This window comes from Neorhizobium phenanthreniclasticum, from assembly GCF_040066075.1.
GTDB lineage: Bacteria > Pseudomonadota > Alphaproteobacteria > Rhizobiales > Rhizobiaceae > Neorhizobium > Neorhizobium petrolearium.
Map to the genome: position 1 here is coordinate 35,608 of NZ_JBEAAL010000018.1, position 25,186 is coordinate 60,793.

Below are 25,186 nucleotides of genomic sequence, written 5' to 3' on the forward strand. Positions count from 1 at the left end.
CTCGACATATTCCGCTGATCTAATCCGGTCGTGTTTGTTGGACCGGAGGTTCACGTGCGAATATCCAAGCTTGTTACCCTTGCGGCCGGTCTGATCGTCTCCTTGCCGCTGAGCGCATGGGAGGCCGATGCAGCGCCGTTTCCACTGCCGCTCCTGGTGGAAGCCTCCGATATCGTTTTGGCGCAGATGCCCGTGGACGACGGTCCGGAGATGATGTGGCATGGCTTTCGGGGCGTGAGGGAGCCGCGCCCGGGCTATCGACGTCACAGCAATGGCTGGTGGTATCCGATCGGCGCTTTTGCGGCGGGTTCCCTGCTCGGCATGGGAGCCGCTTTCGATCGCCCGCCGCCGCATCCGGATGAGGCTCCGCCGCCATCCCCAAGGGCCGTGTGGTTCGATCCCGAGCACTATACCTGGTGCGCGCAGAAGTACCGATCGTATCGGGCCTATGACAATACCTTCCAGCCTCACAAGGGACCACGCCGCCAATGCCATTCCCCTTTCGTTGATTAGCTGAGCGGCAATTGCAGCCGCTCGATCCAAAGACCCTTTCCCCGGCACGGACCGGAGGCTTGATGCCGCTCGCCCAAGACCCGGACGCAAACAAACCGCGCGGTCTTATACTTCTAGGACTTACAGTTCTCACCAAGGAGCGGAATGCCTTGTCGCTGCGCTGGATTCCCGCTCTGCTGCTCTGCATGTTGGTGGGGTGCACCACGACAAGAATGCCCTATACCGCCATGGATGCGGAACGGGCCGAAATACCCGGCTATAGTCACGTTCGTTTCATCTTCGACGATCTTCAGCCGCCAGAGCTGGCGCGATTCCGGCCATCGGCCCGGAATACCCCCATCCGCTATCTGACCATCTCGGGGGGAGGGGCCGGCGGAGCATTCTCTGTCGGCGTTCTCAACGCCTGGACCGAGACAGGCCGGCGGCCGATGTTCGATATCGTCAGCGGCGTCAGCACCGGCGCGATCATCGCGCCGTTTGCCTTCCTCGGACCGGACTATGACGACGAGCTCAGGCAGCTCTACACTAGCGGAATCGCCAATCAGCTGGTCGAGCAACGCTTTATCCTGAGCGGTTTGTTTGGCGAGAGCCTGCTTAAACAGGACCCCTTGAGGCGCCTGGTGGAGCGCTATGTCACCGGGGAATTGCTTCAGGCCGTGGCTGCGGAATATCGAAAAGGTCGCAATCTTTTCGTTTCGACCACGAATCTCGACAGCCAGCGGACGGTGGTCTGGGACCTGGGGGCTATCGCGGCGAGCGGCCAGCCCGATGCCCTGACGTTGTTCCGCAGCATCCTGATCGCTTCGGCGAGCATACCAGGCGTATATCCGGCGGTCGGAATCGCGACGACGATCAACGGAAAGCCTGTCACAGAGCTTCATAGCGACGGCGGGCCTTCCGCCCAGATCCTGTCGCTTCCAGACGTAATCATGACACGGATGGGAACGCTCTTTCCCGCCATGGCCGGTAAGGTCGAGATTTATGTTCTCGTCAACAACACGTTGGGGCCAGAATTTCAGCTGACCAAAAGCGCAACCTTTCCTGTGGCTATGAGGGCCTATGCGACCTTGGTCAAATCGCAAACCAAGAGCTCGATCATGGCCTTGTATCAATTTTCGAGACGCTTTGGTTTTCAGATGAAGGTGGCGGCCATCAATGTGTCCGTTCCCTACAGCTACAGCAAGCCTTTCAGCACGCAGTATATGAGGGCGGTGTACCGCAATGGCTACGACAGGATGAAATGCCAAAAGCTCTGGAGCTCGACACCCGAATTCGATGTCGTTCGCAATGAAGCGTTTTCTCTCGGCGCCTGCGCTTCTCACTGAATGAAGGCAGGACCGCTTTCTTTCGGAGGGGCAGCCTGCCTCGATTTCACGGTGTTGCAGTTCGACCTGCGACGAGCGTGAAGATTTCGTACGACGTAAAATTTACCTAACTTAACAATGTCTTAACAGCGCTTTACCGTCTCTCGGCTACGATGCGTCCGCTGCGCCGGTCTCGCTTCCGCGGCAATTTCAACTGCGGAGATTTCGATGAAAGTATTGCGCGAATCGCAGCACCCGAAGGCCTTTCTTCTTCATCTTGCCCGTGGTTTGAGCGTCGCCGTTTGCCTCGGCGCTCCCGTGGCGGAGGCCGGCGGCAAGGACGAAGGCCTTATCAATTCAGGGGAACTTTCCCTCGGCGGCAGCAAGAATGTCATGCTGGGCCTGAACAAGGCGGTGATCATCAACCTGCCGGCTGATGCGCATGACATCCTCGTCGCGGATCCCTCGATCGCGGATGCCTTAGCCCGCACCTCCCGGCGCATCTATATGTTCGGCAGGAAAGTCGGCCAGAATCCGCCGCGGAATTCCTCAGGGCTCCGACGCAGCATTGCCGTTCGGCGATACCCGGCGCCATGGACAGAACGGGCTGCTCGCGATCCAGTGCCTGGATTTGCGATTTCTCATCCACGCATAACACGACTGCCCGGTCCGGCGGCGCCATGTAACGGCCGACTATGTCCTGCACCTTGTCGACGAACAGCGGATCGGAAGATAGCTTGAATGTCTCCGAACGATGCGGCTGCAAACCAAAGGCGGTCCATATCCGACGTATGGTGGTGTGCGACAGCCCGCTGTCGGCTGCCATCGAGTGGATAGACCAGTGCGTGGCATCAGCCGGCAGCGCAAGAAACGCCCCATGACAGTTATGCGAAATGTCATACTCCGGAGCTTGATCGCTTTGTCTTGCCTGGTAACGGTGCGCCTGGCGCCAAGCACATATCTTGAAATTCGGCCCTATTCGTCATCCAGTCCCAGCCTTCCGGATAATCCCGAACCCGTCACCGGATCTCCGAGAGCATGGGCAATGATGGCCATCAGAACGTGCCTGCAATCCCATCCCGCCTTTTCCGCGTCGGCTACGAGTTCATCAATGCAAGGCTGAAGCACAAGATAGCATTCTTCATTGTAGCTTTCGTTATCGATGGGATATGATGGGGGGCTTATTGATCGCATCAATATGGATGCCTGTTTGTCGAACCACTGCAGTTAATGTACCAGTATAACATTGTCGTAATATTTCCGGTTTGTTTCCTAACGTTTCCATGGGAGCTGCTGTGGGATTGGTGCCCAGAGCGATTCTCTGACTTGGCTATTGGCGATGCTTACTAGGATTTCCATAACATTTGAGAGTAAATCCCGGCGAGGAAACATTCGGAAATCTTTTGGAATTATTATAGCAACGCGCCGCGGATATGATCCGCTGATTTACGAGACAAGGGCGGGTCGTCGGTTGAAGGCATCAATAAATCCACCCTCATGGCGTGCGTCGCGCGGCAGTTGCCATGCTGAGTGCGTTTTCGCCATCGAGCCATCCTTTATTAGTCTGGTGACCGAGGCGGAAAAGGCGGGGTGGGATCGAAAACAAGTTCTGTTGGCGCTCCTTGATCTGGCACTTGGCAATTCCGAGCAAGCGTCAGGGTTGACGGCTTTATTTCGCTCGGACGACGCCTAGCTTAACGGGGGCAAGCGCCATTTACGATCGCTGCATTGGCTATTTCGACCGCGACTAATACTCCGGTACGCTTTGCGTCGGCGTGCCAGTTGTTCGCTGCCACTCCTATCCCGGGATGTCGAGGTGCCAGAGCGTGTCGACACTTTTCCGAAGGAGGGAGCAACCGCATCCCTCCGGATGGCAGTTATGCCACAATTTTATTGCTGAAACGTCCCCAACAGTTATCGATCACCAAGACGTTTTGATCAAACCTGACGATGACAGGCGGCATGAAAAGACGGAGGCCGACGTCAGCTTTCCAAGGCCGCTACGGCACGCGGAAATTTGACGATCTGCAGGAGGCCGGAAGGTTTCCGATTGGCGATGGTGATGGTGCCGCCGAACCGCTCGACGATCTCATTGGCAATGGCAAGGCCAAGGCCCGCGCCAGGCAACGTTTTCCGACGGGCGGCATCGACCCGGAAGAAGGGCTCGAACACCTGTCCCAGAAGCTCTTCCGGGATACCCGGTCCCTCGTCGGCAATTGTTACGACAGCTTTGTCATTTTCTCCGGCGACTTCGACGGTTGCTCCCTTGCCATGGGTTGCGGCGTTGATGATCAGATTTTGCAGACCTCGCTTGAGTGCGATCGGGCCTGCGGCAATGGATTGGGGCATAGCCGTCGAGAGCGTCACCTGATACCCAAGCTGGCGAAGTTCATCGGCGACTTCGCCGACTAGACGATCGAGGCGCACGATCTCACGACCGCCCGGGCTCGCTTCCTCACGAACAAGCCGGATGGCGCTATCGGCAATCGAATTCAGTTCCTCCAGGTCGGCCAACCATTTTTGACGCTCTTCGTCGTCGGCAACAAACTCGGCCCTCAGCCGCATGCGCGTCATCGGCGTGCGTAGATCGTGGCCGGCAGCCGCGACCAGCCGCATGCGGCTTTCCATGGCGGATTTCAGGCGCGCCGACAAACGGTTGAGAGCCTGTGCGGTCGCACGAAGCTCGCCGGAGCCCGTCTCCGGAATATATGGTAATATTCCGTCCGATCCGACTCGTCCGACAGCGCTCTCGATAAGGCGCAAGGGTTTGGTGATCTTGGAGGCTGCGAAGACGGAAACCATCGTGCTGCCGATGACGATCAGAACGATCCACTCTGCAAGGACCATCCATCCGCTTTGCGGCGGTCTGTGATTGGGTATTTCCACGATGAGCCAGGTGTTGTTACCAAGGCCGATGGATGCGGTCAGCGCTAGATTGTTCGCGCTTTCGCTGACGATGGCCGTTCTTGGCTCGCCAATTTTCTCCAGTGATCGCGTCAGAAAGCGCGAAAGCCCTTCGTTCTCCATTCCTGCCTCTGGCGCAGATTGCAGGCGAACCCCCGAGGCAATTGCGTCCGCGCGATTGCGCTCGACCATCGAAATGTGGACCTGGATTTGCCGGGCAATCGGTTCCATCGTTGCTTCCAGCGGGGGGGGCTGCAGAGCGCGACTTGCCGCGAATGTCGCCAGGCCAACCACCGTTACGATCGCCAGGATCAGCAGCGCGGCGATGCGATTGCGTAGAGAATTCATCGGGATACCGTCGACACCTTCACCGGCACCGTCAGTTGATAGCCGCCATTGCGGATCGTCTTGAAGATCAAGCCGGTATCGCTCTCGCCGAGCTTGCGCCGCAGCCTGCTCATCAATACGTCGACCGAGCGGTCCATCGGATCGCGATCGCGCCCCTGCGTGAGATCGAGAAGCTGATCACGCGACAGCAGTCGGCCAGGTCGTTCGAGGAACACCCTGAGAAGGTCGAATTCGGCGCCAGTTAGATCAATGGCCTCTCCGGTTTGCCGCGACACCCGGCGCTGTTCGGGGTCGGCTTCCAACCCGGCGAAACTGTAGATTTTGGACTCGCATTCCTGTGTGTCGTCGTGACCCGTTCGGCGCAGCACGGCCTTGATACGGGCGACCAATTCCCTGGGATTGAATGGTTTGCCAAGGTAGTCATCCGCGCCAATCTCCAGCCCGATGATACGGTCGACGTCCTCCTTTAGCGCCGTCAGCAGAATGACGGGCAAGCGGGATCGGCGATCGCGCAAGGAGCGGCAAATGTCGAGGCCCGATCCGTCCGGCAACGTGACATCCAGAACAACGAGATCGGGATTGCCATTGTCAATATGGCGTTCGCATTCACGTTTGCCGGAAGCGACCGAGACGCGGAAGCCTTGTCCGCCCAGGTAGCGCCCAAGCAGCGAACGTATTTCGGGATCATCATCGACGATCAGTATGTGGGTTTGGATGTTCATGTTTCCGCTATGCCTTATTGCACGGCGCGATTATAGACGTCGCGCCCATTCGCAGCCGACAATTTTGTAATCAAGCTTTGCCATCTTATATCCAGCAATCTTCATTTACAAAAAACCGGATTCCAGAAACCTTTGGACATACTAGGACCAACTCGGGACACGCCTGTCGCTTACCTTCTTGATCGTGAAAAACGACATGAAAGGAAATCGGATGAGACGTTCCCTCGTTGTTATGGGGCTTTTGTCGGCAACCGTGCTGGCATCAATGGTCTCCCCTTCCTATTCGGGAGATCTAAGCGCCAACCCATCGCGAGACGAGCAGTCGGGCATTCGGGTCATCAGGGAGAATCCAGGTGCAACGGCGAAGGGCGGTCCGGCTAACGAGGGACTGTTGCGCATTGCCCGGGCGGATCACGGCGACGAAGCTCATGCCATGCGCCCGCCTCGACCTCGCGGGGACGAGGGGATTTTTCCGCGTCCGCTTAGTCGGGAGGACGCGGGTCGCCCACCGAAGGTAGCGCCACCTGGCGAACTGCGCGGCCACCATGATCTCGATCTGGACCTTGCAGCGCGGCTTTCGGCTTTGGAGACCTATGTCGGGATCACCAGTGCGCAGCTTGATGCCTGGCGCGCGTATACATCCTCGCTGATCGATTTCCTGGGGTCTCCTGAACCGCCACGCGATGTGGATCGCGAGCCGCCGCCGCCTCGTCCGGAGGATGCAACAAGGCCGTCACAGGATGCTGCTCCATTCTTCGCCGAGCGGCTGGCCGATGCCGCCATTGTACGAGCTGAAAAGGCGAAAGCGCTGAAACAAGCCATAGACGCCTTGCGGTCGACGCTCAGCACTGAGCAGCTTGACAGGCTGACAAGGACCGAGCGGCCATTTGGTCGGCATCCTCTTTATCCTCCTTTCCCTGGCCCGATCGAGCAGGAGGCGGATCGCCACGGGCCGGCCGATGAACGTCTTCCGCCGCACCGAAGCGAGATTGACCGCTCTCTGCTCCCCGAACCTCAGCTCTCCAGGTGAGCGGCGGAGGCTGCCGCGAATGGCTGCAGCCGGGCGCACGAATCTCCCTTCGTGCGCCCCACTAAACCAAGCCTCTCCCAGTACGAGGAATTCAGGATGAAGAAAATCCTAGTCGCCACGATGATCGCCCTTTTCAGCCTGGCGCCATTTACCGGCCTTGCGCAGACCCAGAGCGGCTCGCCCGGCGGAAAACAGGCTCTGCAGTCTCAGCCGAAACAGCAATCCGAGAACCAACAGGTCAAGAAGCGGCAATGGAAGCAGGGCGGCAAGTATAGCGGTCAGGGTTCGATACTCTCCAATTACAGCCGGTACAATCTGAAAGCTCCGCCGAAAGGCCACCGCTGGGTCCGCGACGGTGACGATTTCGTTCTGATCGCGACAAGCACGGGCATCATCGCGTCGATCGTCAGCGGCGGGACGGACAAATTACGTCATACCGAATGATGGCCCCTTCGCCCGCCCATCTCCACCGCCCCCCCGGAGATGCGGGCGATGCAGCCATCAACGGTGTTCGGCCGGGAGGCGCGACCCGCGCTGGCGCGTCTCCCGGCTGATTGAAATGGATGGGCGCGATTGATCGCAAACAATGCACTTCGCTTGGGGGCGGGGAGAAGGGTGGGTCACGGCCGCTCAATGCAAAGAGGGATACTCCTCCTTGCGTTTCCCAAATTGCCGATTCTGGGAACGATGCGAATGGATTGCCGCCGCAGATCGGCACGACCTGCGGAGCCGGTCGGAAAGGAAAGCCATGCTCGACGTCCTTCTGCTGTTTCGTTCAGCCGCCATCCTGTTCGCATTCGTTAACGCCCTGCCACCCCGGCTGATCGTTCACCGCCTTAGGGCAGGGCGAAAAAACAGAACCGATTGTTCTGCTCGAAAACCACCAGGAAAGGAGTGAGTACATGAAGTCCGCTGTCGTCGTGATGATGCTTCTCGGGTGCGACTGCGAGGCGGTCCAGTGCCGCTACCTTGACACGGTTTCCTCGAACTGGGTCAGCGTGGAGGCATGCGAAGCCGATATCGAGAGGCGGATCGTTGCGGCAGAAGCGTCTTATCCGCTTCTGGAAGGCCGTTGCGTAAGAAGGGCAGAGAACGAAACTCCGGTGCTCACCTCCCAAGCCGGCGCTTCCCATCTGCCCGTAGCCGCTGCCGAGAACGTCATTCCAGTCGCCGACGGCAATAACGGCACTCGGGAAGATGCCAGCGAGGCGCAGACGGTCGGCTTGGCGCGATCTCGGTTCGCGGGTCTCACAAGTTGGCTTGCCTCAACCAGGATCGTCGCCGGTGCTGTGCGGAATGTGAAAGCCGGCAGCCTGGTCCGCTGGCTCAAAGCCAATTCCTGACAGCCCTCGCGCATGCCCATCACGGAGAAACAAGAGTCTTAGATGGCAGACAGGACCACATTCTGGAAAACGGCAACCTACACGCTTGCCGTGCTTCTTGAGCAGAATAGCGCCGCTCACAGTTCGGTCGGCGCGCAGGCTGTCGATGAACTCTTGCAGCGCGGCAAGTTTACGCAGCTCGAGTCCGACAGCAAACCCCAGACGAAAGGCGAGATGAAGGAGACTCCTGCTGTCCAGGAGAACGGCCAGCCAGTGCTTCCCAACGGTGCCGACGCCCTCCGGGAAAGCTTTGGCGACTGGGCGGTTGAATGCAAGATCGTCGGCACAGCAAGAGCATGCTCGATGGGTCTGTTTCAGGAAGATGCGAAAACGAGAAAGAAGATCATCGCAATGGTGATCTCTCCGCCGGAGAACGGATCGACAAGGATCATGATCCTGATGCCGTTCGGGCTCGCACTCGCGGACGGCATTCGGCTGAAGCTGGACAGTCGGCCCACGGATCACGTGGCCCAATTTGCCACCTGCATCCCCGATGGTTGCCTCGTGCTGATCGCTTTCTCCAACGCGAGCATGGAAACCCTGAAGCAGGCCAAAACCCTCACCATCACCGCAACGCTTTATGGCTCAGCCACAGGCCCGGCCTTCACCATCTCGCTCAAGGGACTTGCCGCCGCACATGCCCGATTGATGGGCTTGAGACGACAAGGGAGAAATGAATGACGCCTTTGAAATCCACTTTCAAGGAAGAGACCATGTCGAAATTGGGTCGTTATGAATTCACTGGCTCTTCCTCGTCCGCGAACACTTTACGGATGCTGTCATGCCGCCACCCGTTTGCAGAAGGCAGGCTTGGCCTGGCAAGGTTGACCATATGCCTGATCATGGCAGCGATGCTGCCGGCCTGCGATTCAGGGCAGAATTCCAATATCAGCTCACCCCCGGCGACGAAGCCGCAGGTTAGCGTGGTGACGCTGCACCCGCAATCGGTGGCGATCACCGCGGAACTACCGGGTCGGACAACGGCGTCGCTGGAAGCCGAGGTCCGCCCGCAGGTTGGTGGCATCATTCAGAAGCGTCTGTTCGAGGAGGGCGGCGAGGTGAAGGAGGGCGATGCTCTCTACCAGATCAATCCGGCAACCTATCAGGCCGATTATGACAGCGCTGCGGCGGATTTGCAGAAGGCAGAAGCGGCCTTGCCGAGTGCCGAGGCCAAGGTCGAGCGCTATCGGGGTCTTATCGATCAGAATGCAGTCAGCAAGCAGGATCTTGACGATGCTCTGGCGTCACTGGCGCAGGCCTACGCCGATGTGGCCGCGGCGAAGGCGGCGGTCGAGACTGCAAAGATCAATCTCGCCTATACGACGATCACCGCGCCAATCTCGGGGCGAGTGGACAAATCGACGCTGACGCCCGGTGCCTTGGTCACCGCAAGCCAGGATACTGCGCTGACAACGATCCGGACGCTCGATCCGATCAATGTCGACGTCACGCAATCGAGCACCAATCTCCTTAATCTGCGCCAGGCGATCGATGCCGGGCGCATCAAGATTTCCGGGTCGAATGTTTCGGTGAAGTTGAAGCTTGAGAACGGAACCATCTACCCCTTGACCGGGAAACTGGAGTTTGCCGAATCCGCTGTCAGTGAGACCACCGGCACCTATTCGGTGAGAGCTCAGTTTCCCAATCCCGATCGCCTGCTTCTGCCTGGCATGTATGTGCGCGCGCTGGTCGAGGAGGGGGTCGCCGACAACAGTTTTCTGATGCCGCAGCGGGCTGTTTCCCGCAACGCCAAGGGAGAGCCGACAGCGCTCTTCGTCAACGGCGAAGGCAAGATCGAAGAACGGGTGCTTGATGTCGGACAGAGCGTTGGCAACAACTGGCTCGTCAATTCCGGCGTCTCGGATGACGATCGCGTCGTCGTGGAGGGTTCACAACTCGTCCGGGCCGGTCAGGACGTGGACGCGGTCGAGGTTATCATCGACGATACGACTGGCGAAGTGCGAGAGCGTAAGCAAGGTGCACTTCCTTCGACGGAAGCGGTCAGCAATGTCGCGAGCAATGAAAGTCTTGGCAAGATCGAAGCCGATGCTTCGGTAAAGAACTGAGGTTGCGATGTCGAGCTTCTTCATCAACAGACCGAATTTTGCCTGGGTCATCGCCATCGTCATCATGCTAGGCGGTCTGCTGGCGCTCAATAATCTGTCGATTTCCCAATATCCGCAGATTGCGCCGACGACGGTACGCATCAGCGCCACCTATGCCGGCGCAGATGCCGAGACCGTCGAGAATTCGGTGACCAAGGTCATCGAGCAGGGCATGACCGGGATTGACAACCTTGACTACATGACCGCGACGTCGACCTCGACGGGCTCGGCATCGATCACCCTGACATTTACGAGTGAAGCAGACCCTGATGTCGCGCAGATGCAGGTGCAGAATAAGCTCCAGCTTGTCGAGTCACAGCTCCCCGAGATCGTCCAGAGCAACGGCATCACGGTCACCAAATCATCCGACAGCTTTCTGGTGGTCATCGGCTTCGTTTCGACTGACGGCAAGATGAGCGCCACAGATCTGGCCGACTATGTGGAAAGTACGTTGAATGACACGTTGAAGCGCGTCGACGGTGTGGGTGACACGCAGCTATTCGGTTCAAGCTATGCCATGCGCATCTGGCTCGATGCCGACAAGCTCGCCAAATACGCGCTGATGCCAAGTGACGTCGCCTCGGCGATCGAGGCCCAGAATACGCAGGTCTCCGCCGGACAGCTTGGCCAGCAGCCCGCACGCCAAGGACAGCAGCTCAATGCCACCGTCACCGCCCGAAGCCGGCTGCAGACGCCTGAGCAGTTCCGCAACATCATCTTGAAGAGCACGACCGACGGTTCGCTTGTGCGTCTCAACGACGTTGCTCGTGTTGAATTGGGGGCGGAGAGCTACACCAACACATCAACCTATAATGGCATGCCAGCCGCCGGCCTTGCCATCAATCTCGCCACCGGGGCGAACGCCATCAGTACAGCCACGGCCGTGCAGGAGACGATCTCACGCCTTTCTGGCACGTTCCCGCAGGGTGTCGAGGTCGTCTATCCATACGACACAACGCCTTTTGTTCGCCTGTCAATTGAGGAGGTGGTGAAGACGCTGATCGAGGCGATCGTGCTCGTCTTTATCGTCATGCTCGTGTTCCTACAGAACATCCGGGCTACAGTAATCCCGACGCTCGCCGTGCCGGTCGTGCTGCTCGGCACTTTCGGCGTGCTTGCCATCTTCGGCTATTCGATCAACACGCTCACCATGTTCGCAATGGTGCTGGCCATCGGTCTGCTCGTCGACGACGCGATCGTAGTGGTCGAGAACGTCGAACGTGTGATGCAGGAAGAGGGACTGCCGCCGAAAGAGGCAACCCGCAAGTCGATGAAGGAGATTACCGGCGCCCTGATCGGCATCGCCGTTGTGCTTTCAGCGGTGTTCGTGCCGATGGCCTTTTTCGGCGGTTCGGTGGGCGTGATCTATCGGCAATTTTCCGTCACGATCGTTTCAGCCATGATCCTGTCGGTGATCGTTGCGCTGATCCTGACACCGGCGCTTTGCGCCACCTTGCTCCAGCCGCCGACTGCACATGCAGACAAGCGTGGCCTTTTCGGCTGGTTCAACCGGACGCTCGACCGTGGCACCTTTGCCTATCGGAATGGCACAGGGGGTATCATCCGCCGCGGCCTTCGGTTTCTTGTCGTTTTTCTGGCCATCGTCATGGCCATGGGCTGGATGTTCACGCGTCTGCCGAGTTCCTTCCTTCCCCAGGAGGACCAGGGCATTCTTCTGACCAGTGTACAACTGCCGGTCGGCGCCACCCAGGACCGCACCGAACGGGTGATGAAGCAGGTCACGGACTATTACCTGAATGAGGAGAAGGATGCTGTCGAGGGCGTCTTGGGTATCGTCGGTTACGGCTTTGGCGGACAGGGCCAGAACGTTGGCCTTGCCTTCGTCCGACTCAAAAGTTTTGATGAACGCACGAGCGCCAATCTTTCTGCTCCGGCGGTCGCCGGTCGGGCGATGGCGGCGTTCTCGAAGATCAAGGATGGCCGGGTGTTCGCACTGGCGCCGCCGGCGATCCAGGGCATGGGGAATTCGAACGGCTTCGACTTTTACCTGCAAGACGTCGATGGCGCCGGTCATGCGAAGCTGATCGAAACCCGCAATCAGCTTCTGGCTCTTGCCGGCAAAAGCAAACAGCTTGCCAATACCCGGCCTAACGGACAGGAGGACACGCCGCAATTCTCGATCGACATCGATCAGGAGAAGGCGAGCGCACTTGGGGTCAGCCTCTCCGACATCAACGACACGCTGTCGACGGCTTGGGGCAGCGACTATGTCAACGACTTCATCGACCGCGGCCGGATCAAGCCGGTCTATCTCCAGTCGGATGCAGATTTCCGGATGCAGCCGGAAAATCTCTGGAAGTGGCAGGTCCGCAACTCCGACGACGTAATGGTACCATTCTCCTCCTTCTCCTCTAGCCACTGGACCTATGGTTCTCCTCGTCTCGAGCGATACAACGGCTCGTCGGCTATCGAGATCCAGGGCGAAGCTGCCTCGGGTGTCAGCTCAGGTGCTGCGATGGACGAGATCGACAATCTCGTCGCGCAACTGCCTTCAGGTTATGCGCATGAATGGACGGGGCTGTCCTATCAGGAACGCCTGTCAGGAAACCAGGCGACCGCTCTTTACGCGATTTCCGTCCTAGTCGTCTTCCTGTGCCTCGTCGCACTGTACGAAAGCTGGTCGATTCCATTGGCCGTCATGCTTTCGGTACCGATCGGTGTGTTCGGGGCGCTTGCCGCAGCCTTACTCTTCGACCAGACCAACGACGTCTATTTTAAGGTCGGGCTGCTGACGACCATTGGCCTGGCCGCCAAGAACGCCATTCTGATTGTCGAATTCGCGCTCGAGCGCCAGGCTGCCGGTCTGGAGCTTGTCGAGGCAACGCTGCAGGCGGCCCGTCAGAGATTGAGGCCGATCCTGATGACCTCCTTTGCCTTCATCCTCGGCGTCACACCGCTGGCAATCGCCAGTGGTGCGGGGTCCGGCGCGCAGAACGCCATCGGCATCGGTGTCATGGGCGGCATGATCGCCGCCACCGTCCTCGGCATTTTCTTCGTGCCGCTGCTGTTCGTCACGGTCCGACGCCTTTTCAAGGGAACGTCGACTGAGAACGCTTCTGTCGATGAAGCAGCGGCTACAGCCTCTATTGACAAAAACTGACGCAGAACGAGCGAGAGGGACGCATGTCAACAATAAGAGAAATGGTCGGGATGCTACGGCCGAATGGTGCCTGCGCTCGGATGATCGCATTGCTCCTCACGGCCACTTCGCTCGCCAGTTGCGTCGTTGGCCCCGACTACCAGAAGCCTTTCCTGGTACTTCCGGTAAGCTGGGGAAATGCCAAGCAGGCGAAACCGTCGAAACCACCTGAGCTGGCCGAGTGGTGGCGCCGTCTCAACGATCCCATGCTTGACGAGTTGATCCAGGAGGCCGTGGCCGGCAATCTCGATGTCGCCACATCGAAGGCGAAAATCCGCGAGGCGCGTGCCACTTATCGGCAGGCTGGCGGGGCTCTGCTTCCTTCTGTTGATGGGGCGGCTTCAGCGACTCGCAGCAGGACCGCCTCGACCGGAACTGACGGCGCAAGCACCGGCAACGAGTTCCAGGCCGGTTTTGACGCAAGCTGGGAGCTGGATCTGTTCGGGGCCAATCGCCGTACCGTCGAAGCTGCGCGCTACGGGATGGACGCGGCGGAAGAGGAGCTTCGTTCGACACTTCTGACGCTCCTCGGCGATGTCGCGTCCTATTATGTCGAGGCGCGCGGCTATCAGGCGCGCATCGCACTTGCCCGGCGGACCGCCGCCTCGCAACAGGAGACCGCGGCGCTGACCCGTCTCAAATTCGAGGCAGGCGCATCGTCGGCCGTCGACGTCGCCAATGCCGCCGGCCAGGCGGCCACCACCGAAGCTGACATCCCCGACCTGGAAACGTCCTATGCCGAGGCCGTCCACCGGCTTTCCGTCCTGACCGGTCGACCGCCTGCCACACTGGCGGACCGACTCAAGAAATCGAGGCCGATCCCAAGGCCGAAGCTGCCGATCCCGACGGGGATTCCCGCCGACACTTTGATGACCCACCCGGATGTCCGTCTCGCTGAGAGGCAGTATGCACAATATACGGCCAAGGTCGGCGAGGCCGAGGCAGCCCGTTATCCAAGCGTCAGCCTGACCGGCGATGTCGCGACGACCGGAACCCGGATCGGCGACCTCGGAAAGGGTTCGACCATCAGTTGGTCGTTCGGGCCGAGCCTTTCGGTTCCGATATTCCAGGGCGGTCAGTTGAAAGCAGCCGTCGAAATCGCCCAGGCGCAACGTGATCAATATTTTGTCGCCTACCGCACGGCCGTCCTGACCGCGCTAGAGGATGTCGAAAACGCCATCGTGGCCCTTCACCAAGAGCGCATCAAGAGCGGCAAACTGGCCATCTCGGTCAAACATTATCGCGATGCCGCCTCGCTGGGCCGATCACTCTATCAATCTGGGTCGCAGAGCTTCCTCGATCTTCTGGAGGCAGAGCGGTCGCTGTATTCGGCCGAGGACTCGCTGATCCAGAGCCAGGTCGCCATCACCACGGACTATATCGCCCTCAACAAGGCGCTTGGCGGAGGATGGAACGGATTAGTCGATAGCTCAAGGCCAGAGATTGTCGATGTTAATACCGGCCCGCAACTTGCTCTTCCAAGCGGTCAATCCAGACCGATTGCCATGAAGAAATGAGACACGATGCAGGCTGCTGTGAATAAACTTGTCGAGCTTGTCCGGTTTCCTGGAAATTGGACTCGTCCATGAAACGCAAATCCTTATTCGCGGCTGTCGCTATCTTTGCTGGCATGGCAATCGGCGGCTATTGGCTTTGGCTGGAGTTTTCTGCTTCGCAAAGTGTTGCCCTCATGACGGTCGCGGTCGCTCGCGGGAACATTGAGGAGACAGTCCTTGCGACCGGCACGCTGAAACCCGCCCGGCTGGTCGCCGTGGGCGCCCAAGCTTCCGGACGGATCACCTCGGTGAAGGTCAAACTCGGCGAGGCGGTCAAGGCCGGAGACCTGATCGCAGAGATCGATTCCGTCACCCAGCAGAACGACCTGCGTACAGCGCAAGCAGCACTCGCCAATGTGAAGGCGCAGCTCGTCGAAAAGCAGGCGACGCTCGTGCTCAACCAGCAAAGTCTGACACGCCAGAAAGAAATGGTCGCCAAGAACGCCGTCTCGAAAGCCGATTATGATAGCGCAGTCGCTGATCTCGATGTAACGCAAGCCCAGATCGAATCTCTCCAGGCCCAAATCAGGGAAGCCCAGGTCGAAGTCGAGACCGCTCGGGTCGATCTTGGCTATACGAAAATCACGGCTCCAATTGACGGTACGGTGCTTTCGATCGTCAGCCAGGAAGGACAAACCGTCAACTCCTCACAATCGGCGCCGACGATCGTTATCCTCGGACAGCTCGACACTATGATCGTGCGGACGGAGATCTCCGAAGCCGACATCACCAAGATCAGACCGGGGTTGCCGGTTTATTTCACGGCGCTCGGCGAGCCAGGGCGCCGTTATGACGCCATCCTTGAATCGATCGAACCAGCACCCGAATCGATCAAGAACGATAGCAGCTTCAGTTCTTCGAGCTCATCGTCCTCTTCGAGTTCGAGCAGCAGCAGTAGCTCCTCTTCTTCCTCGGAGGCGATCTATTACATTGGTGTCTTCAAGGTGCCCAACGAAGATAGTCATCTCAGAACTTATATGACGGCTGAGGTACACATCATTCTCGGTCAGGCAAAGGATGTTCTTATCATTCCCTCTGCAGCGCTCGGCTCAGCCGATACTGATGGCCGTTATACGGTTCGCGTCATCGCGCAGGATGGACAGATCACAAATCGTAAGGTCGAAATCGGCCTCAACAACAAGGTCACCGCGGAAGTGCGTTCAGGTCTCGTAGCCGGGGAAACCGTGGTGACCGGGGAGACGTCGGCACGGGCACCTACGATCAGCTCGCGCGGCCCTGGCGGACCGCCGATGGGACTTTGAACATGGCCGAACCGCTCATCGCGCTTTCCGGCATCAGGCGTGAGTATCCGTCGGGCGAAGGCACGATCGTCGTTTTGAAGGATATCGATCTGACCGTCGAGGCTGGCGAGATGGTGGCGATCGTTGGCGCGTCCGGATCGGGCAAATCGACACTGATGAACATCCTCGGCTGTCTCGACCGGCCGACAGGGGGAAGCTACGAAATTTGCGGGCGTCAAGTATCCTTACTGGACTTCGACGAACTGGCGGCCCTACGAAGAGAGCATTTTGGGTTCATCTTCCAGCGCTACCATCTGCTCGCCGAGCTGACTGCCCTTGGCAATGTCGAGATCCCTGCGATTTATGCAGACCGCAGCCGCGACGAACGCACAAAGCGTGCCACCGCCCTGCTGAAGCGCCTCGGTATGGCCGACCGCACACATCATCGGCCGGGCCAGTTGTCTGGGGGGCAACAGCAGCGCGTTTCCATCGCGAGGGCACTGGTGAACAATGCGAGCGTCATCCTCGCCGACGAGCCCACAGGCTCGCTCGACAGCCATAGTGGCGAGGAAGTTGCGCATCTTGGCGGAACTGCACGCGGAAGGCCGCACCGTAATTATCGTCACGCACGACATGGCCATCGCCAATAAGGCCGAGCGAATCATTGAAATCAGCGACGGACGCATCATTTCGGACCGCAAGATGGAACGGCCGCAAGCAGTCGAAAATTCAGCTCCTTCTGCTCCCGATCAGATCGCGCCCGCACGCCAGTTCAGACTGTTCGGCAGGATCGGCTCGGTGCGAGAGGCCTTTCTTATGGCGCTTTTCTCCATGAGGGCACATAAGCTGCGCACCTTCCTGACCATGCTCGGCATCATCATCGGCATTGCCTCGGTCGTCAGCGTGGTTGCGCTCGGCCAGGGATCGCAGCAACGTGTGCTGGCGAATATCTCCAGTCTCGGTACCAATACCCTGGAGATCTTCGCGGGCAAGGATTTTGGCGACATTCGCTCCGGCAAGATCACCACGCTGGTAGTCTCCGATGCGACGGAACTCGCCAAGCAGCCTTACGTGGCGGCCGTCACGCCGACGGTATCGACGTCCAGCACCGTCCGCTTCGGCTCTACGGAGGCAAATGCTCTGGTCAATGGTGTCAGCGAGCAATATTTCCTCGCAAAGGGCACGAAGCTTTCCGAAGGACGTCTCTTTGATGCCGACAGCGTGCGCACGCTAGCGCAGGATGTAGTCATAGACGAGAACACTCGGAAAACCCTGTTCGTTGACGGAAATAGCCCCGTTGGTCAGGTGATTCTGGTTGGCAAGGTGCCAGTTCGTGTTGTCGGGGTAATCCAAACCCAGCAGGGCGGCTTCGGCTCCAGCCAGAACCTCTCGCTCTATCTTCCCTATACGACGGTGCAGGCCCGTTTTCTGGGTAATACCTCGCTTCGTAGCATTACCTTGCAGGTCAAGGACCAGATCGATACCGGGCTTGCCGAACAAGCCGTGGCGGAGTTCCTGACCCAGCGACACGGAACGAAGGATTTCTACATCCTCAATACCGACGACATCCGCCAAACAATCACCAGTACCAATCAGACATTAAGGTTGCTGATCGCCGCAATTGCGGTGATCTCCCTCGTGGTTGGCGGCATCGGCGTTATGAATATCATGCTGGTTTCCGTTTCCGAACGGGTTTCCGAGATCGGCGTGCGAATGGCCGTCGGAGCGCGCCGGAGCGACATTCTCCAGCAGTTCCTGATTGAAGCCATTCTCGTCTGCCTGATTGGAGGCGTGCTCGGCATTATCGCGGCCCTCGGCTTCGGTGTCGTATTCAGCGTCTTCAGCACCAGCTTCAGCCTCGTCTATTCGACCGCCTCCATCGTGGTGTCTTTCCTATGCTCTTGCATCATTGGCGTCATGTTCGGCTATCTTCCCGCCCACAACGCTTCGCAACTCGATCCGGTTGCGGCTTTGGCAAAAGGATAAACATGGATCGTATCATTGTCGTCTCGGTTCGGGGGGACAAGCGACGGTCTTGCGTTCGAGGCCGGCGAGGGGACTTGGTTTTGATCCCGCACCTCGCGGCATAGGGTTGAGCCTTTTTTCGGTTGCACGAGCCTATCGCCTGCCGTCACGAGCAACGCCAGTCGCGTTTTCCGTCGCTTGTTGGTCACTGATATCAGCGCCGGCAGCCATAACCTTTCAAAAAGCGACTTGCCTTTGAGGATAAGACACGGTTGAAGCCCCAGCCGGCCAAAGCATCGATGTCGGCTTTTGTCACGGCGTTGTCGCGCCACGCCCGATAAACTGATCAGTCTTCTGAACGCTGACGATCTCGGCAATTCGGCTGCGGATCATCTGCGGAGTGCCCAAGTTCGGCAAACCCAGCATATAGCCTTCCTGGATCATCCATCCGCCCAGGCCCATGCCGCGCAGAATGAACGGCTTGCCTTTCCCATCGGCACTCCAGTTCTATCGCTCTGCGATCGGATTGAAACGGCGGCTCGGCTATTGAGGCAGGAAACACAAAGGTGGACGATTATGGGTACCGCTTGACGTGAAGGCGTGGCTGGCTGCCGGCAGCACGGATGTCGAAGGGCCCTCGGGTCCCCCTGCTCGGGCGCCGTCGAGGGCAGCTAAGAACTCGGTTTTTGCCTGGAGTTTTTGTCCGGCTGTTCAACATCCCCCGCCGCGGCTACGCATAGTGTCACATAGTTCGAGGCCTGCTGACGGATGGCCTGAGCGAGCGATTGTTGCGCCTCCAGATAATTGCGCTCGGCATCAAGTATGTTTATGAAGGTTCCCGCACCCAGTCCATAGCTGTCCCGGCCCAGTTCCAGGACCTGTCTCGAGGTTGATACCAGCTTCTGTTGGGCCGCGATGTTGCGATCATCCCGATTGTACGCAGCAAGAGCTTTTTCGACCTCCTCGACTGCATCCAGAACCGCCGATTCCCAGGCAAGACGAGCTTGCTTCATTTGCGATTGTGCCGCCGAAAGATTCGCTTGCCTTTTTCCGCCGTCAAAGACAGTCAACGCGGCTTCGGCCGCGGCATTCCAGATCTGCACATGCCCGACATCCACCACATACGTGGGCCTCAGATAACCCGAGAGTTCGAGTGTCGGATAGAGAGAGGCTTTCGCTATCCCGACCGACTGCGCTGCGGCAGCCAGATTGCGCTCGGCTACTCTGACATCTGGACGATTGCGTAAAACCTCAGCGGGCAGGCCAACGGAAACACGAAATCTCGCTGCAGGCTGCGGCGCACCGGATTGCAGCTTCGGGCGAATCATGGCCACAGGCTGGCCTGTCAACGTCGCAAGCCGGTCCACTGCGCTTTCGAAATTGACTTCCAATTCCGGCAATCCAGCTTCGGCTTTTGCAACAAGTTGCTCAGATTGAACGACTTCCAGCTGTGTCGCGTCGCCTGCCGTCTTCCTTATTTGCGTCAGTTCGAGGCTTTTCTTGCGACCTTCGATGCTTCTTTTGGTCAGTGCGATGCTTGCCTGATAATACCGCAGGTCGATGTATATTGAAGCAATCGCGCTCAAGATTGTAAGTCGGGCGACATCCGCAGTCAGATAGGCCGCATCCAGTTTCGCTTCCGCGGCCCGTTTGGAGGCGCGTTGCTTGCCAAACAGATCGACCATCCAAGAAGCAGTCAATGTTGAATAGCCTTTCGAATATGTACCGTCCCCATCGGTATCTCCCCGGCGAAGCCCACCGCCGGCAGTGATCGTCGGGAATAACCCGGCACTCGCAACCCCGACATTGGCCTGCGCCTCCTCGATACGTTCGACGGCCTGGCGAACATCGAGATTCTGCGCCAGCCCCACCTGCATCAACTGATCGAGGCGCGGATCCTTGAAAGCTCTCCACCATTCGGTGGGAACCGGAGCCGCGTTCTCATTCTTGGTAGCGGCCACGAAACGAGTGGGAGCGTCCAGTTTCGGTGGTTCATAGGCAATATCCACGCAACTCGTCAGGGTTAGTGCGAAGACGGCGAGGGGTATAGTCGAATGAACAGTTCGCAGAATTGGTTTCATGAATATACCGGAGGAAATCGTTGCTCATCATGGACAGCAGAATGGATTCGCAATGAAGGCGGGAGCATCGCGAGTCTTTATTTTCAAACCAGCAAGCTGATTGCAGGCTTCCCAAAACCGGATTTGAGGTTCAACGTTCGCCAGCGGGGTTTTCGTGCCCCTGAATCGAGAGCACCAGTTGCAGCTCAAGTCATAGGCAGGTCACGTGACCAAAATTCGGCCCTAACGTTTCCGAAAAATGCAATGTTTTTCAAAAGATTGCTGCTTAGCCAAAGGAGCGAATGGCAATCCGCTCTTCTTTGCAGATTGTGCCAACCGGGTCGAAGCGTCAAACTTGAAAAATGCGAATTTTCGCTCGACAGAGCTTGACCGGCCCGCTTCGTTTTCACTTCATGGCTTGTTGCAAGTTCTTCAGTCGAGCAAATGCCGCGGAGAACCCGCGAAGAGAAATCGTGAAGGGCAAAGGCGATCCAGATTCATAACCATTGGAGAATATTTGGATTTTATCCGCATGTTCCACGGCATCGATGGTCGCTGCCGATAAAATCAAAGATACCAAACAGCCTGCGGGAATGCAGGTCGCAAATTCTCCGTGTTGCTCTGCAACTTCATTATCGAGCCTTATGCGGATCCCGTCTGTGACCGCGAGGCCGAACGGGAGCAGAACAACCACCTTTACAACACCCTCAGCCGGTGGGGTTACTATTATCGCGACAATTGTCCTACTTGTTCTATAGTCTTTTTGGTATTGCCCAACGCCGCATTTCGTTGTCGCTTCGTGTGTCCTGCATTCCACGGCCCAATCGTCGAACTTCTCCTTCAGCGTAGTGGTACCGATAGGCAGAGACGGAAGTTCATTAATGCGCGGCTTAGCCTTCTTGTCTGGCTCTGACGCATGATCATGTTTAACCTGCTCCATCGTGATTTTGTGATGCCACCGATCATCAGTCAATGGTTCGGTTGGATTGGATGCTCGGGCAACTACGCACGCGTTCAGGAAAGAGATAAACGACAGGATCAATCCAATAGATCGAATTTTTCCCTTCCATTGGAAACCGTCCCATGTATCCGTTGTCATTATCTGCCCCACGGCAAAACGCTTTCAGACATGGTCAGAACGGGTTCGACATGCTGAACCGGAACTGCTGCACCTCGTCGAAGCTTTCCTTGAGGATGGGTTCCGCGTAGTCGATACGGATGCTGCCGAAGGGCGAATCCCATGTGAGCCCTACGCCCACCGATGCGCGCCAGGACATGCTAGTTCCCTCGATCGTATCGCCGAGACCATCAACCCTGTTGCCATAAAGTGTACCGGCGTCAGCGAAAACGGCAGCACGCAGACCGAAATCTTCCGGAACGCCTGGCAAGGGTGCCGACATTTCAGCAGAGGCCGTGAAATAGGTCGTGCCACCAAGAGGGTCGCCATCATCGACCGTGCGTGGCCCAATGCCGGAGGTTTTGAAGCCTCGAATCTGACGACCGATGGTAAACTGATCAAAGACGTTTAGGTCTTCACCATCGGTGCTGAAGAGATGCCCTGCGCCGAGAGCCAATGAGCCGACGAGGTCTGCCTCGGTCGACAGGGTGTGATAGTAGCGCGCGCGCGCAGATAGCTTATAGAAGTTGGAGTCGCCACCGAGGCCGGCAAATTCTTGTGTTGCCGTCGCGTAGAAGCCCTCCCGCGGCATCATCTGGCTGTCCAGCGTGTTGTAAGTCAGCGTCTGGGAGATGGACGACTGAACGTAGGTGCCGTGCTCGATCATCGCGATATAGGGCGTCGACATTTCATCGTCAGACGTGTACGCGACGCCGTCGTCACCATAGGCGCCGTCTTCGTCATATGTGATCTGTTTGTATGTATATCGGAACGTTGTTGCCAGGTCGTCGGTGATTGGTGCAATCAGGCGTAGCGTTACGCCATGCTCGTTATAAGTGTAATAGTCGTCCGATGACGTCTGCGTCTTGAACAAATCAAAACCGGCGGCTAGGCGATAGCCAAGGAAGTAGGGCTCTGTGAACGATATGTTATAGGTGCGTGCATCGTCGTCTCCTGCACCCGCTGCAACGCGGATATACTGGCCGCGGCCGAGAAAGTTCTTTTCTTCAACGGACGCTTCGAGAACGATTCCGTCGTCGCCGGAGTAGCCTACACCGATGCCGAACGATCCCGTTGCTTGATCCTCAAGATCGACAATGATCACCACACGGTCCGAAGCGCTGCCTTGGGCTGTCGTAATATTGACCGAGCTGAAAAAACCGAGTGCTTCAAGGCGCTTTTTGGCACGCGAGATCATCGATTGATTGAAGGCGTCGCCTTCACTGAAGTCGAACTCACGACGAATAACATAGTCCCGAGTACGCGTGTTGCCGCGAACATCGATTCGCTCAACATAGGCACGCTCACCCTGGTCGATCATGTAAGAAACGCCGATCGTATGGTTTTCGAGGTTGCGATTGCCGCGAGGCCTCACACGGGCGAACGGATAGCCCGCGGCGGAGACTCTCTGGGAGATCGCATCCATCGTGCTCTGAACCTGGCGAGCGTCGTAAATGTCACCTTTCTTTGTCTCGAGCTGTCCCTTGAGATCGTCGGCGCGGATGTCCGGCACTGTCGACCCAATGTCGATGTCACCGTACTGATAGCGTTCACCTTCATCGACGGTGAACGTGATATCGTATTTGTTGCCCGCCTCATCGAGCACGGCATTTGTTGAAATTACGCGGAAATCCGGGTAGCCGTGATTGTAATAAAACTTTTGGAGCGCCTCTTCGTCGGCGCGTAGTTTATTTTCGGAATAGACATCCTTTCGGGTCAGGAAGGACAATGGGCTGGATTCTTTGGTCTGGATGACAGCCTTCAATCGGCGATCGCCATAGGCGTTGTTGCCAACGAATTTGATGTCCGCGATCTTCGTACGCTCACCCTCATCGATGACGAAGGCGATGTTCACGCGACCTTGCCCCACCGACGCTGTCTGTGACGAAATCTGGATATCGCTGCGGCCGATGGCGCTATAGGCCTCCTTAATGCGTTCGACGTCCGCCTTGATCATTGCCGTATCATAGGGGGCAAGCGGCTGGCTCTTGACGATGCCCTGCAATTTGTCATCCTTGATCTTACGATTGCCGTTGAAGACGACTTGGTTGATCAGCTCGTTTTCTTTGACTGTGACGACGAGCGCGCTTCCGGAAACAACGATGCTGACATCGGAGAAATAGCCGGTGGCGTAAAGTTTCTTCACCGACTCATCGACATCTCTGTCGGAGAAGGAAACGTTTGGGCGGATCGTCAGATTGGAGCGAACGGCTTCCTCGCCGGCTCGCTGAGCGCCAAAAACCTGTACACTGCCTATGACGGCCGCCTCGGCAAGCGTAGGAGTAGCGAGCGTACCTGCGCCAGACACAAGAACTGCAGACAGCCCGAACGAGGACATTGCGTTCAGAAACCTTAAACCCGCCTTCATTTTCAATTCTTACCTTTCCTGACCCCTATCGGCCGGAGTACCCCACGTCGCTCAGCCCAAACGCCTTGTTCCCTACGAGCCGTGCACGTCGGGCTCAATCAAGAATGGCGCCAGTTGACTGCATGTCTCTTGCGCAGGGATCCCGATTAAGTGGAGAATAAGATCAGCGATGACGGCGGTACGATCTGCCGTCCCTGTTGAACAATCAGTGTTGCCACTGAAGCCGGATAACTTCTATTGTCGGCTGTTGTGATCCGAGCATTGCGCCGGATTGAGATTTTGAAGCGATGTTCCCTCCGATGCGTTCCGGACGCGATCAAGCCGCTTCTTGTCTCCTGCACTCGAACAAATGCCGAGCCAAATGGCCGGTTGATGATCAATCTGCGATACCTTGATGTTTCGCCCTCTTTCTGAACTGGGGCTTTCAAATACTAGGTAATCGTTTCGGTGATTGGTCTGAAATGTTTCGGACTGTTTCGCAATTAGGGTTTTTTGCTCCTGGCCGCACCTGTTCGTGTCTTTGTCTGCCGCATTTGACGGCGTAGTGCTGTTGGACAGCCAAGGGTCTGAGATCTGGACGAAATGGTAGGAGCACCTGAGCGCAGTGGAGAAGCTAACGCGACAATCCTTGGCCCGCATCCAAGAACCCGTTTGCGAAGGCGCTGAAGCACTGCGATGGATTGCTTAATCGCGGCCCCGTCAAGGCTAATTTTCGATCTTTCTCCGCCCTACGGTTGTTTCGTCGTAAGCTCGGCAGGTTTTGAAGCGCCTTCAACTTCTGCAGTGCGGTGATGCCGTTTGCCGGATGCAGGGTCGTTTACGTGGTCGAGGCAGCTCACCGCAGGATAGGTCTTCAATCACGGTATGGCGACGTCTACCAATTGCAGGAATCGGGTGTTGCGAGCCCCTGCAACCAGTTCCCCATCACAGATCTCGTTTCGATGGCGTCCGGCTCTGACATCCGTGACATGACGCCGGAGGCTGTTGAGAAACACTTCGGCGCAACCCGAGCGCCGCATGCCATCGAGCATCTTTCTGATACTTGTTCGCCTTACACGGCGCGGGAAACCAGATTGTTCGCCCCGGCTCTTAATCTGACGCCATGCTTCGCACCCGTCGCCAGTCCGCAGTCGAACGGCATCTCCGAAGCCTTCGTCAAAACGATCAAACGGGACTACATCCGCATCTCAATACGTCCGGACGCTGAAGCCGCGCTCCGGCAGATCGATGGATGGATCAAGGATCACACCGAAATCCATCCTCATTTCGCGCTCAAGATGGCTTCCCCTCGGCAGTTCATCCGGGCAAAATCAACCTAGCCGGCTGTCTGGTGAAATGGGGAGTACTCCCGCCAGACTCTCATCCATTCTGGAGGAAATTCTCCGTGGCGGGTCACCGGTCCGGACAAATG

General features: G+C 57.7%; 17 protein-coding genes and 4 pseudogenes. 14 read left to right on the forward strand and 7 right to left on the reverse strand.

Annotated elements, in window-relative coordinates; translation table 11 throughout:
• Positions 1-54 precede the first annotated feature (54 nt).
• The 3 genes and pseudogenes from ABK249_RS21020 to ABK249_RS21030 form a co-directional block, all read left to right on the forward strand.
• Positions 55-513: a BA14K family protein gene (locus ABK249_RS21020; protein ID WP_348863880.1), complete on the forward strand. Its 459-nt coding sequence runs from the start codon at positions 55-57 to the stop codon at positions 511-513.
• Positions 514-575: 62 nt separating this feature from the next.
• A complete protein-coding gene (locus ABK249_RS21025) occupies positions 576-1,838 on the forward strand; it encodes a patatin-like phospholipase family protein (protein WP_348863881.1) in 1,263 nt (420 codons plus the stop codon).
• A gap of 369 nt (positions 1,839-2,207) precedes the next feature.
• Positions 2,208-2,348, forward strand: a pseudogene (locus ABK249_RS21030) (pilus assembly protein N-terminal domain-containing protein); the annotation flags it as partial.
• Between the two features lie 39 nt (positions 2,349-2,387).
• Here ABK249_RS21030 and ABK249_RS21035 read toward each other — a convergent pair.
• From ABK249_RS21035 to ABK249_RS21045, 3 genes and pseudogenes are all read right to left on the reverse strand, one after another.
• Positions 2,388-2,676 (reverse strand): annotated as a pseudogene (locus ABK249_RS21035) (IS630 family transposase); the annotation flags it as partial.
• A gap of 1,124 nt (positions 2,677-3,800) precedes the next feature.
• Positions 3,801-5,069, reverse strand: a complete 1,269-nt coding sequence (locus tag ABK249_RS21040) for an ATP-binding protein (protein ID WP_348863883.1) — start codon at positions 5,067-5,069, stop codon at positions 3,801-3,803.
• Positions 5,066-5,791 (reverse strand): response regulator transcription factor, encoded by a 726-nt coding sequence (locus ABK249_RS21045; protein ID WP_348863884.1) that lies wholly within the window; start codon positions 5,789-5,791, stop codon positions 5,066-5,068. The genes ABK249_RS21040 and ABK249_RS21045 overlap by 4 nt, the downstream gene beginning before the upstream one ends.
• Before the next feature lie 211 nt (positions 5,792-6,002).
• On the opposite strand from ABK249_RS21045, the gene ABK249_RS21050 reads away from it, so the two are divergent.
• From ABK249_RS21050 to ABK249_RS21090, 9 genes and pseudogenes are all read left to right on the forward strand, one after another.
• The gene (locus ABK249_RS21050; protein ID WP_348863885.1) at positions 6,003-6,821 is read left to right on the forward strand and encodes a hypothetical protein; all 819 of its coding nucleotides are present in this window, start codon (positions 6,003-6,005) and stop codon (positions 6,819-6,821) included.
• A 96-nt stretch (positions 6,822-6,917) separates the two neighbouring features.
• Complete coding sequence (locus ABK249_RS21055) at positions 6,918-7,265, forward strand: RcnB family protein (protein WP_348863886.1); 348 nt, start codon at positions 6,918-6,920, stop codon at positions 7,263-7,265.
• Positions 7,266-7,723: 458 nt separating this feature from the next.
• The gene (locus tag ABK249_RS21060; RefSeq protein ID WP_348863887.1) at positions 7,724-8,164 is read left to right on the forward strand and encodes a hypothetical protein; all 441 of its coding nucleotides are present in this window, start codon (positions 7,724-7,726) and stop codon (positions 8,162-8,164) included.
• Between the two features lie 42 nt (positions 8,165-8,206).
• On the forward strand, positions 8,207-8,884 hold the full coding sequence (locus ABK249_RS21065) for an invasion associated locus B family protein (RefSeq protein ID WP_348863889.1): 678 nt from the start codon (positions 8,207-8,209) through the stop codon (positions 8,882-8,884).
• A gap of 170 nt (positions 8,885-9,054) precedes the next feature.
• On the forward strand, positions 9,055-10,269 hold the full coding sequence (locus ABK249_RS21070) for an efflux RND transporter periplasmic adaptor subunit (protein ID WP_348863958.1): 1,215 nt from the start codon (positions 9,055-9,057) through the stop codon (positions 10,267-10,269).
• Between the two features lie 7 nt (positions 10,270-10,276).
• Positions 10,277-13,429 (forward strand): efflux RND transporter permease subunit, encoded by a 3,153-nt coding sequence (locus ABK249_RS21075; protein WP_348863890.1) that lies wholly within the window; start codon positions 10,277-10,279, stop codon positions 13,427-13,429.
• Between the two features lie 23 nt (positions 13,430-13,452).
• The gene (locus tag ABK249_RS21080) at positions 13,453-14,985 is read left to right on the forward strand and encodes an efflux transporter outer membrane subunit (protein WP_415926465.1); all 1,533 of its coding nucleotides are present in this window, start codon (positions 13,453-13,455) and stop codon (positions 14,983-14,985) included.
• Positions 14,986-15,053: 68 nt separating this feature from the next.
• On the forward strand, positions 15,054-16,286 hold the full coding sequence (locus ABK249_RS21085) for an efflux RND transporter periplasmic adaptor subunit (protein WP_348863891.1): 1,233 nt from the start codon (positions 15,054-15,056) through the stop codon (positions 16,284-16,286).
• Between the two features lie 2 nt (positions 16,287-16,288).
• Positions 16,289-18,251: pseudogene (locus tag ABK249_RS21090) on the forward strand (MacB family efflux pump subunit).
• 291 nt (positions 18,252-18,542) lie between these two features.
• Here ABK249_RS21090 and ABK249_RS21095 read toward each other — a convergent pair.
• Positions 18,543-18,674, reverse strand: a complete 132-nt coding sequence (locus ABK249_RS21095; RefSeq protein ID WP_348863892.1) for a hypothetical protein — start codon at positions 18,672-18,674, stop codon at positions 18,543-18,545.
• Between the two features lie 227 nt (positions 18,675-18,901).
• Positions 18,902-20,311 (reverse strand): efflux transporter outer membrane subunit, encoded by a 1,410-nt coding sequence (locus tag ABK249_RS21100; RefSeq protein ID WP_348863894.1) that lies wholly within the window; start codon positions 20,309-20,311, stop codon positions 18,902-18,904.
• Between ABK249_RS21100 and ABK249_RS21105 the strand changes: the two genes are divergently transcribed.
• Positions 20,285-20,680, forward strand: a complete 396-nt coding sequence (locus tag ABK249_RS21105) for a hypothetical protein (protein WP_348863964.1) — start codon at positions 20,285-20,287, stop codon at positions 20,678-20,680. The two genes, ABK249_RS21100 and ABK249_RS21105, sit on opposite strands and share 27 nt — an antisense overlap.
• Positions 20,681-20,696: 16 nt before the next feature.
• Here the strand turns inward: ABK249_RS21105 and ABK249_RS21110 are convergent, their stop codons facing one another.
• Positions 20,697-21,389, reverse strand: coding sequence for an invasion associated locus B family protein (locus ABK249_RS21110; RefSeq protein ID WP_348863895.1), 693 nt, complete (start codon positions 21,387-21,389; stop codon positions 20,697-20,699).
• Positions 21,390-21,423: 34 nt separating this feature from the next.
• Positions 21,424-23,775: an outer membrane protein assembly factor BamA gene (bamA, locus tag ABK249_RS21115; RefSeq protein WP_348863961.1), complete on the reverse strand. Its 2,352-nt coding sequence runs from the start codon at positions 23,773-23,775 to the stop codon at positions 21,424-21,426.
• A gap of 947 nt (positions 23,776-24,722) precedes the next feature.
• Here bamA and ABK249_RS21120 point away from each other — a divergent pair.
• A pseudogene (locus ABK249_RS21120) lies at positions 24,723-25,094 on the forward strand (integrase core domain-containing protein); the annotation flags it as partial.
• Positions 25,095-25,186 lie beyond the last annotated feature (92 nt).